Origin of the sequence: Pseudomonas sp. NPDC089407 (assembly GCF_044900445.1) — a bacterium.
GTDB lineage: Bacteria > Pseudomonadota > Gammaproteobacteria > Pseudomonadales > Pseudomonadaceae > Aquipseudomonas.
In genome coordinates this window covers 98427-110783 of the sequence record NZ_JBJDNB010000024.1, presented here as the reverse complement: position 1 = coordinate 110783, position 12357 = coordinate 98427, and the positions used below count along the sequence as shown (strand labels likewise).

At 65.0% G+C, this 12357-nt stretch carries 13 protein-coding genes; 6 read left to right on the top strand and 7 right to left on the bottom strand.

Going from position 1 to position 12357, the window contains the following annotated elements; translation table 11 throughout:
- Positions 1–112: 112 nt before the first annotated feature.
- The 5 genes from ACI2KG_RS18950 to ACI2KG_RS18930 form a co-directional block, all read right to left on the bottom strand.
- Positions 113–307 carry a hypothetical protein gene (locus ACI2KG_RS18950; protein WP_404662931.1) on the bottom strand — a complete coding sequence of 65 codons (195 nt, stop codon included), beginning with the start codon at positions 305–307 and terminating at the stop codon, positions 113–115.
- Positions 308–309: 2 nt separating this feature from the next.
- On the bottom strand, positions 310–462 hold the full coding sequence (locus tag ACI2KG_RS18945; protein WP_404662930.1) for a hypothetical protein: 153 nt from the start codon (positions 460–462) through the stop codon (positions 310–312).
- 94 nt (positions 463–556) lie between these two features.
- Positions 557–3703, bottom strand: a complete 3147-nt coding sequence (locus tag ACI2KG_RS18940; RefSeq protein ID WP_404662929.1) for an efflux RND transporter permease subunit — start codon at positions 3701–3703, stop codon at positions 557–559.
- Positions 3704–3719: 16 nt separating this feature from the next.
- Positions 3720–4934, bottom strand: coding sequence for an efflux RND transporter periplasmic adaptor subunit (locus ACI2KG_RS18935; protein ID WP_404662928.1), 1215 nt, complete (start codon positions 4932–4934; stop codon positions 3720–3722).
- Positions 4927–6180 (bottom strand): TolC family protein, encoded by a 1254-nt coding sequence (locus ACI2KG_RS18930; protein WP_404662927.1) that lies wholly within the window; start codon positions 6178–6180, stop codon positions 4927–4929. Before ACI2KG_RS18930 ends, ACI2KG_RS18935 begins: the two co-directional genes overlap by 8 nt.
- Positions 6181–6504: 324 nt before the next feature.
- Between ACI2KG_RS18930 and aroQ the strand changes: the two genes are divergently transcribed.
- Both aroQ and ACI2KG_RS18920 read left to right on the top strand, forming a co-directional pair.
- Positions 6505–6954 carry a type II 3-dehydroquinate dehydratase gene (gene aroQ, locus ACI2KG_RS18925; protein ID WP_404662926.1) on the top strand — a complete coding sequence of 150 codons (450 nt, stop codon included), beginning with the start codon at positions 6505–6507 and terminating at the stop codon, positions 6952–6954.
- Positions 6951–7799 carry a shikimate dehydrogenase gene (locus tag ACI2KG_RS18920; protein WP_404662925.1) on the top strand — a complete coding sequence of 283 codons (849 nt, stop codon included), beginning with the start codon at positions 6951–6953 and terminating at the stop codon, positions 7797–7799. Before aroQ ends, ACI2KG_RS18920 begins: the two co-directional genes overlap by 4 nt.
- A gap of 100 nt (positions 7800–7899) precedes the next feature.
- Here the strand turns inward: ACI2KG_RS18920 and ACI2KG_RS18915 are convergent, their stop codons facing one another.
- Together ACI2KG_RS18915 and ACI2KG_RS18910 are read right to left on the bottom strand one after the other, a co-directional pair.
- Positions 7900–8415, bottom strand: a complete 516-nt coding sequence (locus tag ACI2KG_RS18915) for a thioredoxin family protein (RefSeq protein WP_404662936.1) — start codon at positions 8413–8415, stop codon at positions 7900–7902.
- Positions 8416–8425: 10 nt separating this feature from the next.
- Positions 8426–8701, bottom strand: a complete 276-nt coding sequence (locus ACI2KG_RS18910) for a DUF2790 domain-containing protein (protein WP_400617343.1) — start codon at positions 8699–8701, stop codon at positions 8426–8428.
- Positions 8702–8921: 220 nt separating this feature from the next.
- Here ACI2KG_RS18910 and ACI2KG_RS18905 point away from each other — a divergent pair, with 220 nt between their 5' ends.
- The 4 genes from ACI2KG_RS18905 to ACI2KG_RS18890 all read left to right on the top strand — a co-directional run bounded on the left by ACI2KG_RS18905 (position 8922) and on the right by ACI2KG_RS18890 (position 12322).
- The gene (locus tag ACI2KG_RS18905; RefSeq protein WP_201207473.1) at positions 8922–9662 is read left to right on the top strand and encodes a response regulator; all 741 of its coding nucleotides are present in this window, start codon (positions 8922–8924) and stop codon (positions 9660–9662) included.
- The gene (locus tag ACI2KG_RS18900) at positions 9659–10945 is read left to right on the top strand and encodes a sensor histidine kinase (protein ID WP_404662924.1); all 1287 of its coding nucleotides are present in this window, start codon (positions 9659–9661) and stop codon (positions 10943–10945) included. Before ACI2KG_RS18905 ends, ACI2KG_RS18900 begins: the two co-directional genes overlap by 4 nt.
- Before the next feature lie 255 nt (positions 10946–11200).
- Positions 11201–11818 carry a ferric reductase-like transmembrane domain-containing protein gene (locus ACI2KG_RS18895; RefSeq protein WP_404662923.1) on the top strand — a complete coding sequence of 206 codons (618 nt, stop codon included), beginning with the start codon at positions 11201–11203 and terminating at the stop codon, positions 11816–11818.
- A 15-nt stretch (positions 11819–11833) separates the two neighbouring features.
- The gene (locus ACI2KG_RS18890; protein WP_404662922.1) at positions 11834–12322 is read left to right on the top strand and encodes a DoxX family protein; all 489 of its coding nucleotides are present in this window, start codon (positions 11834–11836) and stop codon (positions 12320–12322) included.
- The last annotated feature ends 35 nt before the right edge of the window (positions 12323–12357 follow it).

The window sequence follows — 12357 nt, the reverse complement described above, 5'->3', positions numbered from 1 at the left end:
CCATGCGCCATATTGTGGGAGCCTGGCTTGCCGGCGATGGGCCGCAACGCGGCCCCAAATTGCTTAACTGACCGGCATTAGGGCAAGCCCGCGAAGGGGCCAGTTCAGGCGGTCAATCAACCCGGCCTATGACCAGGCCTCCATCAGCCACGCGCACGACGCTTACCGGCAGCACCGTCGGCAATTGCTCCAGCAGCGCCTGCGCCTGACGGCTGTCGAATTCACCCGAAAAGCGCAAATCACCCGTGTGTTGATCCGCCAGGCGCAGCGGCAGCTTGCTGTAAGGCTGCAAATTGGCATGTACCACGGTTAGCGCGCCTGCCCTTCGACCAGCTCCAGCTGCCGGCTGCGCAGGCGCCTTTCAATCCGCAGGCGGCTGCCTGAATCCAGCACCAGGTCGCAGGCAAAGTGGCGGTCGCGAAAGCGCTGGCGCATATAGCGGACGAGGTCGTCATAATGCAACGTCTGCGCGTCAAGCAGTGCCTGGTTGGGCGGTGTGTGGGCTAAGGCATGCGTTTGTCTGCCGGCGATGGGCCGCAACGCGGCCCCCGGGCCCTTAACCCTCCTGCGCCTCTTCGCGCCGGTACGCCCACTGATACAACGCCGGCAACACCAGCAAGGTCAGTGCCGTGGAAGACAGAATCCCGCCAATCACCACCGTCGCCAGCGGCCGCTGCACCTCAGCCCCGGTCCCGGTCGCCAGGGCCATGGGTATGAACCCCAGCGACGCCACCAGCGCCGTCATCAGCACCGGCCGCAAACGGGTCAACGCGCCTTCTTCGACCGCCGCCCGCAGCGTGTGCCCTTGCTCACGCAGCCCACGGATAAAGGCAATCATCACCAACCCGTTCAGCACCGCCACCCCCGACAGGGCAATGAACCCCACGCCGGCAGAAATGGACAACGGTATATCCCGCAGCCACAACGCCAGTACCCCGCCGGTCAGGGCGAACGGGATGCCGGTAAACACCAGCAGGCCGTCCCTGAGATTGTTGAACATCATCAGCAACAGCGCCATGACCAGCAGCAAGGCCACCGGCACCACCACCTGCAGCCGCTGCGCCGCCGACTGCAACTGCTCGAACTGGCCACCCCAGCGCGTCCAGTAACCCGGTGGAATCTGCACCTGGCCAATCAAGGTCTGCTCGGCCTCTTCGACGAACGAACCCAGGTCGCGCCCGCGCACGTTGGCGCTGACCACCACCACGCGCTTGCCATCTTCGCGGCTGACCTGGTTCGGGCCCAGTTGCAGCTTCAACGTGGCCACCTGCGACAATGGGATGAAGCCGATCTGCCCTGCCCCCGCTGCAGCATTGGCCGGCACCGGGATCAGCAGGCTGGCCAGGCCGTCCACATCGGTACGCAAAGTCTCAGGCAGGCGCACCACCATGTCGAAGCGCCGGTCGCCCTCATACAGCGTGCCGGCTTTACGGCCACCCACGGCAATGGCGATGGCGTCCTGGACATCGCCCACGTTCAGGCCATGGCGGGCAGCCTTGTCGCGGTCGATGTCGATGGTCAGCACGGGCAGGCCGGTCGTCTGCTCGACCTTCACCTCGGACGCGCCAGGCACGCGCTGCAGGCTGCTGGCGATCTGCGCGGCGGTGCGGTTGAGCACGTCCATGTCATCGCCGAACAGCTTCACCGCCACATCGCTGCGCACCCCGGAAATCAGCTCGTTGAAGCGCAGCTGGATCGGCTGCGACAGCTCGTGGTTGCTGCCCGGCACGCTGGCCGCCGCGCGTTGTACTTCGGCAATCAGTTCATCCCGTGGCTTGCCCGGGTCGGCCCACTGCTCGCGCTGGCGCAACATGACGTAGGCGTCGGAAATGTTTGGCGGCATCGGGTCGGAAGCAATCTCGGCGGTACCGGTGCGGGCGAATACCCGTTCCACTTCCGGCACCTGGGCGATGATCGCCTGCTCCAGGCGCTGTTGCATGTCCACCGACTGTGACAGGCTGGTGCCCGGCACCCGCAGGGCCTGCAGGGCAAAGTCGCCCTCGCTCAGGCTGGGGATGAATTCGCTGCCCATGCGGCTGGCCATCACCCCGGACAACAGCACCAGGGCGGCGGCCCCGGCAAACGCCAGCTTGCGCCGGCCCAGCACCCAGGCCAGTACCGGGGCATAGCGCTGGCGCGCCGTGCGCATCACCAGGCCTTCTTCTTCCTTGACCTTGCCGGTGACGAACAGGGCAATGGCGGCCGGCACGAAGGTGACCGAGAGCATCATCGCCCCCAGCAAGGCCATGACCACGGTAAAGGCCATGGGGTGGAACATCTTGCCCTCGACCCCGGTCAGGGCAAAGATCGGCAGGTACACCACCATGATGATCAGTTGCCCGTAGATCAGCGGCCGGCGCGCCTCGCGGGCGGCGGCAAACACCTCATGGAAGCGCTCGGCACGGGTCAGTATGCGGCCATGGCGCTGTTGGGCATGGGCCAGGCGGCGGATGGCGTTTTCCACGATCACCACCGCACCGTCGACGATGATGCCGAAGTCCAGCGCGCCCAGGCTCATCAGGTTGGCACTGACCTTGTTGCTGAACATGCCGGTGAAGGTAAACAGCATCGACAGCGGAATGACCATGGCGGTGATCAGCGCCGCACGGATGTTGCCAAGGAACAGGAACAGCACGGCAATCACCAGGATCGCACCTTCGACCAGGTTCTTCTTCACCGTGGCGATGGCTTTTTCCACCAGATTGGTGCGGTCGTACACGGTCACCGCGACCACCCCCTTGGGCAGGTTGCGGTTGATCTCGACCAGCTTGGCGGCAACCGCCTGCGACACGCTGCGGCTGTTCTCGCCAATCAGCATGAACACTGTACCCAGCACCACTTCCCGGCCGTTTTCGGTGGCCGCGCCGGAGCGCAGCTCTTCGCCCAGGCCCACTTCGGCGACATGGCTGACACGGATTGGCGTGCCATCGACACTGGAAACGACCACGTTGGCGATATCCTCGGCCGAGGCCACCTGGCCCGGTGCGCGGATCAGCAGTTGCTCGCCATTGCGCTCGATATAGCCGGCGCCGACGTTGGCGTTGTTGCGCTCCAGCGCCGCGATCAGGTCGTTGAGGGTGAGCTTATAGGCCGCCAGGCGCTTGGGTTCCGGTGCTATCAGGTATTGCTTGGCATGGCCACCAATGCTGTTTACCTCGGCCACCCCAGGCACGTTGCGCAGCTGCGGCTTGATGATCCAGTCCTGGATCACCCGCAGGTCAGTCAGGGTGTAAGGCGTACCGTCCTCCTTGAGTGCGCCTGCCTCGGCTTCCACCGTCCAAAGAAAGATCTCCCCCAGCCCGGTGGAGATCGGCCCCATGCCGGCCTCGATGCCCTCTGGCAATTGCTCGCGCGCCACCTGCAAGCGCTCGTTGACCAATTGGCGGGCGAAGAACAAGTCGGTGTCGTCCTCGAAAATGACCGTGACCTGCGACAGGCCCGAGCGCGACAGCGAGCGCGTCTGCTTGAGCCCGGGCAGGCCGGCCATGGCGGTTTCAATGGCGAAGGTGATGCGCTGCTCGGTTTCCAGCGGCGAGTAGCCCGGGGCGGCGGTATTGATCTGCACCTGGACGTTGGTGATGTCCGGGACGGCGTCGATCGGCAGCTTCTGGTAACTGTGAATACCCACCGCGGCCATCAGGACCACGGCCAGCATCACCACCAGGCGCTGCTCGATGGCAAATTGGATCAGGCGTTCGAACATGCGGGAGTCCCCGTGATCAATGGCTGTGCGCGGCCGAGCCCTTGCCCAGCTCGGACTTGAGGACAAAGCTGCCGGCGGCAGCCACCTGGGTACCGGCGGCCAGGCCGCGGGTGATTTCTACCTGGCCGGCATCGCGACGGCCGGTCTGCACCGGGCGCACCTCGAAGCCTTGCTCGGTACGGGCAAACACCACAGTCTGTTCTTCCCAGGTTTGCAAGGCGGTTTCCGGTACCACCACGGCGGCAGTGAAGCGCTCGACGCTGACCGCCACATTGACGAACAACCCGGGGCGCCATGCGCCATCAGGGTTGGCAAGGGTGGCACGCACAGTGGCGGCGCGGTTCTGCTCGCCGAGCAGGCTGCCGACGTAATTGACCTTGCCCTCGACCTGGGCGCCCAGGTCTGGCGCACTGACCATGACCTTGCGGCCGGTGACCACCTTGCCCAGGTCACGCGGGGCCACGGCGAAAGTGGCCCATACCCGGCTCAGGTCGGACAGGGTGAAGGCGTTGCTGGTCTCATCGACCACCTCACCTACGGTCAGGTGCTTTTCCACCACCACCGCATCGAATGGCGCGCGCAGCTCATAGCGGTTGCCGGCACCGGCCGGGCCCACGGCAGCGACCTTCTGCCGGGCATTGGCCAAGGCAATCTCGGCCTCCTGCAGCGCCTGGCGCGCCTGCAGGTAATCCTGCTCGGCGCTGATGCGCTCCTGCCACAGCTGCTGTTCACGCTGGTACGTCAGGCGCGCCAGTTCCAGGCGGCGTTGGGCGGCCTGCTGCTCGCTGCGCAGGTCAGAAATCTGCTGGCTGGCGATCACTGCCAGTACCTGACCACGCTTGACGGCCTGCCCCAGCTCGGCCTGCACGGTCTCGACCACACCCGGCACCCGCGGCACGACATGCGCGGTGCGGTCCTCGTCGAAGCGGATTTCACCCGGAAAGCTGATAGCAGTGCCCAGCTCACGCGGGGCGGCGGCAGCCACCTGCACGCCGGCCGCTTCGATCTGGGCGATAGACAAGTGCAACTGGCCTTCTTCATCGCCATGGCCTGCTTCTGCATGGCCATCAGCGGCCTTCTCTTCTGCATGGCCGTGGCTGTCTTCGCCATGGTCGTCGTGGCGGGCTTCTGCCTTGCTCGCCTGGCCGAGGTTGCCGGTCCAGGCCAGGCCACCGAGGCCCAGCGCGGCAATGGCAGCGGCCAGAAGGGCTAGCTTGCGTGGGTTAGTCATTGTTGCTCCTGCTGTTCATTTTGTTACCCAGGCCGTCGAAGTCGCCGTAGATGCGCTCGACCTGTGCGCGTGCGTCGGTCGCCGAGGCCAGGGCCTCGAGGTACAAGCCGCGGGCCTCGATCAGGGTGCGCTGGGCATCGAGCACATCGAGGAAGGCGAACTTGCCCATTTCAAAACCGCGGGTGGCGGTGTCCACGGCCTGCTGCGCGGCAGGCAGGATGGTGCGGTCATAGGCGTCGACCTCCTGCATGGCCGTGCCCCACTGGCTGACCGCGCTGCGGGTTTCGCTGCGCAGGCGCAACGCCACGGCGTTGCGCAGGTCACGCGCCTGGTCGGCACGGCGTGCGGCCGCCAGCACGTTGCCTTGGTTGCGGTCGAACAGCGGCAGCGGCATCGACAGCCCGACCACGTTCACCCGCTCGCGGTCTTCACGGCTGTATTGGCTGCCGAGGCTGACGGTGAGGTTGGGAATACGCTGGGCCTTTTCCGATCCCAGCGACGCGTCACCGCGCTCGACCTGGGCGGCGGCCAGGCGCCATTCCACGGTTTGTTCAACGTGCGCGAGCAAGCTGTCGACATCGGGCGCAATGCCGGGCGAAAGGTTGGCCGCCTGCAACTGCTTAAAGCTGGCCAGCGGGCTGCCGGTCAACCGCGCCAGGGCCTGGTAAGCCACACTGCGCTGGGTTTGCGCGCGGCGTACTTCGGCCTGGGCCTGGGCCAGTTGCACCTGGGCACGGGTGGCTTCCACCGGCGATGACTGGCCGGCAGTGACCCGCCCCTGTACCACTCGCAGCCCGCGTTCGGTCAGGGCCTGCGACTGCTGCGCCAGCTCCAGCGCGGTCTGCGCGCGCAAGGCCGCATGAAAGGCCTGCACCACATCGGCACGCAGGCCATTGCGCTGGCGCTCCAGGTCGAGCTGGGCAATCGCCTGGCCGACACCGGCCACGGCGATACGCGCACCACGCTTGCCACCCAGTTCCAGCGGCTGGCTGAGGGTGACGGTAGTGGTGCTGGTGTCGCGGCGGGTGTCTTCAACCTCCCAGGCCAGCTCCGGGTTGGGGATCAGCCCGGCCTGGCGCCGTTCGCCATCGGCAATGCCGATTTCACGGCCGGCCGCAGCCAGTTCGGGGTTTTGGGCAAAGGCGGCGCCCAGCGCCTGGGGCAGGCTCAGGCGCTGGCTGGCCTGGGCGCTGGCGGCAGCCGCGAGCAGCAGGCAGAGCAAGGCGATCTTGCGGGGGATGGGCACGGAACAAGTCCTCGTCGGCGAAACGTTGGCGAGGGACTGTAGAAAGCTGTGCTTATCGGGGCGGTGGCAGGAAAATTACAATTTTGTAATCAAGCAGCAAGGTGCCTGTTCCGGCCCTATCGCAGGCGAGCCAGCTCCCACAGGTGCGCCACAGGGCTCCAGCTTTGTGAAGGACCTGTGGCTCGCCGGCGATAGGGCCAGATCAGGCCACATCAAAGTTCGATAATCGCCCACTTTCCCGGCGCGGCGACCTCGCCCAATTGACGAAACTAACCAGTCAGTACAAAACTACGCGCATCCAACAACAACAAAGCGATGCCCGTCATGAAGCCCCTTATTCTCGTGCTCAACGGCCCCAACCTGAACATGCTGGGCACCCGCGAGCCTGCCCAATACGGCCACGAAACCCTTGCCGACGTTGGCCAGGGTTGTGCCAACACTGCCCAAGCCCACGGCCTGGAAATCGAATTCCGGCAAACCAACCACGAAGGCGAACTGATCGACTGGATCCACGCCGCGCGCAACCGCTGCGCCGGCATCGTGATCAACCCCGGCGCCTGGACCCACACCTCGGTGGCCATCCGCGATGCCCTGGTGGCCAGCGAAGTGCCCGTCATCGAAGTGCACCTGTCCAACGTGCACAAGCGCGAGCCGTTCCGTCACCTGTCGTTCGTCTCGTCGATCGCCGTCGGTGTCATCTGCGGCCTTGGCAGCCATGGTTACCGCATGGCCATCAGCCACTTCGCCGAAATGTTCCAGGAGCGCACTGCATGAGCCAGCACGCCATCCTTGCCGGCCTGATCGGCCGTGGTATTCAGCTGTCGCGCACGCCTGCGCTGCATGAACACGAAGGTGACGCCCAGGCCCTGCGCTACCTGTATCGGCTGATCGACGCCGACCAGTTGCAACTTGACGACAGCGCCCTGCCCGGCCTGCTCGACGCTGCGCAGCACACCGGTTTTACCGGCCTCAACATCACCTACCCGTTCAAGCAGGCGATCCTGCCCCTGCTCGACGAACTGTCAGACGAAGCACGCGGCATCGGCGCGGTGAATACCGTGGTACTCAAGGATGGCAAGCGGGTCGGCCACAACACCGACTGCCTGGGCTTTGCCGAAGGCCTGCGCCGCGGCCTGCCTGATGTGAAACGCCGCCAAGTCGTGCAGATGGGCGCTGGCGGTGCCGGTTCGGCCGTGGCCCATGCCCTGCTGGGCGAGGGGGTCGAGCGGCTGGTGCTGTTCGAAGTGGATGCGGCCCGTGCGCAAGCGCTGGTGGACAACCTGAATGGCCATTTCGGCGCAGGACGCGCCGTACTCGGCAATGACCTGGCCACGGCCCTGGCCGAGGCGGACGGGCTGGTCAACACCACGCCGGTAGGCATGGCCAAGCTGCCAGGCACACCGCTGCCAGTGGAGCTGCTGCATGCGCGCCTATGGGTGGCAGAGATCATCTACTTCCCGCTGGAAACCGAACTGCTGCGCGCTGCCCGGGCACTGGGCTGCCGTACGCTGGATGGCAGCAACATGGCGGTGTTCCAGGCGGTGAAGGCGTTCGAGCTGTTCAGCGGGCGCCAGGCGGATGCGGCGCGGATGCAGGCGCATTTCGCCAGCTTCACCTGATAGATTGGTGCTGGGTTCTTCGCGGGCTTGCCCGCTCCCAAAGGGGTTTACGGAGCCCTTGTAGGAGCGGGCAAGCCCGCGAAGAGGCCGGCGCAGGCGATCACCCTTGCTCATCCAACAACGCCTGTATCACTTGCTCCTGCCCACCGTAATCCCCCTCGCCAAAGTGCACATGGCGCACCTGCCCCTTGCGGTCGACAAAGTAATGCGCCGGCCAGAACTGGTTGCCCCAGGCATTCCACACCTTGTGGTCGTTATCCACCGCCACCGCATAACCGATCCCAAGCCTGGCCACCTTGTCGCGCAAGGTGCCGACATCATGCTCATAGTCGTACTCCGGCGTGTGCACGCCCACCACCACCAAGCCCTGATCGGCATACCGCCGTGCCCAGTCATTGACATGCGGCAAGCTACGTTGGCAGTTGATGCAGTCCCAGGTCCAGAAGTCCACCAGCACCACTTTGCCCTTGAGCCCCGGGGCATCCAGCGGTGCCGAGTTCAGCCACTGGCTGGCCCCCGCCAGCGACGGCATGGCGCCGTAGCTGTCGCGGGCCATCAGGTGCCCGGCCAGGCCCAGACCCGTGAGGGCCAGGGCTAAGCCGCCTGCTTTCACCATCAGGCGCCGATCAATTCTCATGGCAACCGCCGGTGGCGTAGGTGCGGTACTGCACGCTCTGCTGCTGGCCGTGGGAATCGAGGTAGTCCATGCGGGTATTCACCAGGCCACAGGCGTTGCTCTGGTCGTCCTGCACCGACAGCACTTTCTTCACATCCAGATGCTCACCGTAACGGTACTGCATGGCCCCGTCGTCATGCATCGGTGCACTAGCGGCCTGGGCGGCAATGGCCCCGAAGCTGAGCACGGCAAACAGGCTGGCACTGGCGAAGGTCTTGAAATTCATGGCATCTCTCCTGGGTAACACGTGGGTGTGGGGAGTGTTGCTCCCCGGTCGAGAGCCATTTCACCCCTGCCAGGTATCCCGGATGTGTCGTGCGAGGCTGTGGTGTGCTTCCTGCTGTATCTGTAGCCCAGCCAGATACACTGCAATACAAACCCCCGCAGGCAAGCGCGATTGCGCTCGGTACACTGCGGCCAACCCCACTTGCACAGGAACGCAGCGCATGGAACACGTCGATCACATTCTGATCGTCGACGACGACCGCGAGATCCGCGAACTGGTCGGCAACTACCTGAAGAAGAACGGCCTGCGCACCAGCATTGTCGCCGACGGCCGGCAGATGCGCGCCTTTCTCGAAGCGAACAGTGTCGACCTGATCGTGCTGGACATCATGATGCCCGGTGACGACGGCCTGCTGCTGTGCCGCGAACTGCGCGCCGGCAAGCACCGCAACACCCCGGTACTGATGCTGACCGCGCGCAATGATGAAACCGACCGCATCATCGGCCTGGAAATGGGCGCCGACGATTACCTGACCAAGCCGTTCTCGGCCCGTGAACTGCTCGCCCGGATCAACGCCGTGCTGCGCCGCACGCGCATGCTGCCGCCCAACCTGACCATCAGCGAAAGCAGCCGCCTGCTCGCTTTCGGCCAGTGGCGCCTGGACACCACCGCACGCCACCTGCTCGACAGCGAAGGCACCCTGGTGGCCCTGAGCGGCGCTGAATATCGCCTGCTGCGTGTATTTCTCGACCACCCACAGCGGGTGCTCAGCCGCGAGCAACTGCTTAACCTGACCCAGGGCCGCGAAGCCGACATCTTCGACCGCTCCATCGACCTGCTGGTCAGCCGCCTGCGCCAGCGTCTGGGCGATGACGCCCGTGAACCCAGCTGCATCAAGACCGTACGCAGCGAGGGTTATGTGTTCTCGCTGCCAGTGCAATTGCTCGAGTCGCCGTCATGAAATGGCCGCGCACGTTAGCCTCGCGGCTGGCACTGATCTTCTTCACCGGCCTGGTACTGGCCTACGGCCTGTCGTTCGGCCTGCAGGCCTACGAGCGCTACATCAGCAGCCGCTCGATGATGCTCAGCAACCTGGAGCAGGACGTGGCCACGTCGGTGGCGATCCTCGATCGCCTGCCAGCAGCCGAGCGGGCCGCCTGGCTGCCACGCCTGGAGCGGCGCACCTACCGCTATCGCCTCGACCAGGGGCTGGCTGGCAAGGCCATGCCCAGCAGCGACCCGCCGATGGCCGCCGAATCGATCGTCAAGGCCATTGGTAGCGACTATCACCTGACCTTCCAGGAAATTCCAGGCCCCAATGCGCACTTCCAGGCACACCTGAACCTGGCCGACGGTGCGCCGCTGACCATCGACGTAACCCCGTCGCCGGTTCCGGTGGCGCGCTGGCTGCCCGTGGTACTGCTGATCCAGCTGGCCGTGCTGTTGCTGTGCACCTGGTTGGCGGTACACCTGGCCATCGGCCCACTGACCCGCCTGGCCCGCGCGGTCGACAACCTCGACCCGGACAAACCCGGCGTGCAACTGGATGAAAGCGGCCCGCGTGAAGTGCGCTACGCCGCTGCGGCCTTCAATGCGCTGCAAGCGCGCATCGCTGCCTACCTGAAGGAGCGCATGCAGTTGCTGGCAGCCATTTCCCACGACCTGCAAACCCCGATCACGCGCATGAAACTGCGCGTCGAAGTGATGGACGACGGGGTCGAGAAAGACAAGTTATGGAGCGACCTGGGCGAAATGGAGCACCTGGTGCGCGAAGGCGTGGCCTATGCCCGCAGCATGGACACCAACACCGAAGCCCCCTGCCGGATCAACCTGGACGCCTTTCTCGACAGCCTGGTGTTCGACTACCAGGACAGCGGTGCCCGGGTCGAACGCCATGGCAGCAGCGGCAGCCTGCTGGAGACACGCCCGCATGCGCTGCGCCGGGTACTGGTGAATTTGGTCGACAACGCGCTGAAGTTTGCCGGTGCCGCCGAGCTGGAAGTGTGCCGTGAGCACAGCACCACGGTGATCCGCGTACTCGACAACGGGCCTGGGATACCCGCTGGCGAACTGGACGAAGTCCTGAAGCCGTTCTACCGGGTGGAAGGTTCACGTAATCGCAGCACCGGAGGTACCGGCCTGGGGCTGGCGATTGCCCACCAGCTGATCCAGGCCATGGGCGGTCGGCTGACCCTGAGTAACCGCGACAGTGGCGGGCTGTGCGCACAGATCGAACTGACCTAAGAGCCAGGCGCCGCTCTCTGGAGCGGCCTTGTGTCGCGATCGGGCCGCAAGGCGGCCCCGGCGATGCATGCTGCGAAGCTGAAAACCTGGGGCCGCTATGCGGCCCGATCGCGACACAAGGCCGCTCCTACAAAAGATCGATGTGTTCAACAGATTTCTACAAACCGATACACAACCAGACCCACCCCGACACACTGCAGATACCCCACCCCCACACACTCCCGGTCAATTAACCAAAACCCGGGAGCCTGTCTGATGAAACCCCTTGCCCTGCCCTCTGGCTGGAAACTGTTCACCGCCCTCGCCGGCCTGACCCTGGTGATGGCTGCCGTGGTCCTTGCCAGCCAACCTGACCCGGACGGCTTGCGCAGTGCCATTCGTGCCACCGCGCGCAGCTCGTTCGCCCTGTTCCTGCTGGCGTTCCTGGCCTCGTCGCTGGTGACCCTGCTGCCTGGCACTGTCAGCCGGCGCATCCTCCAGGAGCGCCGCTACCTGGGCCTGGCCTTCGCCTTTTCGCACACCGTGCATGGCCTGCTGATCTACCGCTACGCCCAACAATTCCCCGAGCTATTCTGGGCTGGCCGCACGCTTACCTCCAGCCTGCCCGGCAGTGTTGGCTACCTGTTCCTGCTGCTGCTCACCGTCACCTCGTTCAAAGCGCCCATGCGCCTGCTGGGCGGCCGTGCCTGGCGCGCCCTGCACAGCAGCGGCATGTGGTTGCTGGCGGCAGTGTTCTGCCTGTCGTTCTACAAGCGCATCCCCATGGGTGGCTGGTACCCACTGGCATTCGCCCTGATGTTCAGCGCTATCGCCATCAAGCTCACCGCCAGGTTGGCCCGTCAACAACGCCGCAATGCCCAAGCCCTTTCTTGAACAGAGAACAGTAAAATGACGACCTTGACCCGTACCCTGACCCTCTTCGACCAGTTCGGCACCTGGAGTGCAGACCTGCCCTTGCGGCTGTTTCTGGCCTGGGAGTTTTTCGAGTCCGGCCTGGAGAAATTTGGCGGCAGCAACTGGTTCGCCGACCTGCAATCAAGCTTCCCGTTCCCCTTCAACCTGCTGCCCGCCGAGCTGAACTGGCAGCTGTCGATGTGGGCAGAGCTGATCCTGCCGTTGCTGCTGTTGCTCGGCTTGGCTACCCGCCTGGCATCGCTGGGCTTGATGGTGGTGACGGTGGTAGCGATTGCTGCCGTGCACTGGCCGGCGCACTGGTCGAGCCTGGCTGAGTTGGCGCAGGGCTATGCGATTACCGACCAGGGGTTTGGCAACTATAAGCTGCCGCTGATCTACCTGGTGGCGTTGCTGCCTTTGCTGCTGAAGGGGGCTGGGCGCTTGAGTCTGGACCATTGGTTGCGGGGGCGGTTCAACAGGTGAGATCGCCGGGGCCGCTCTGCGGCCCATCGCCGGCA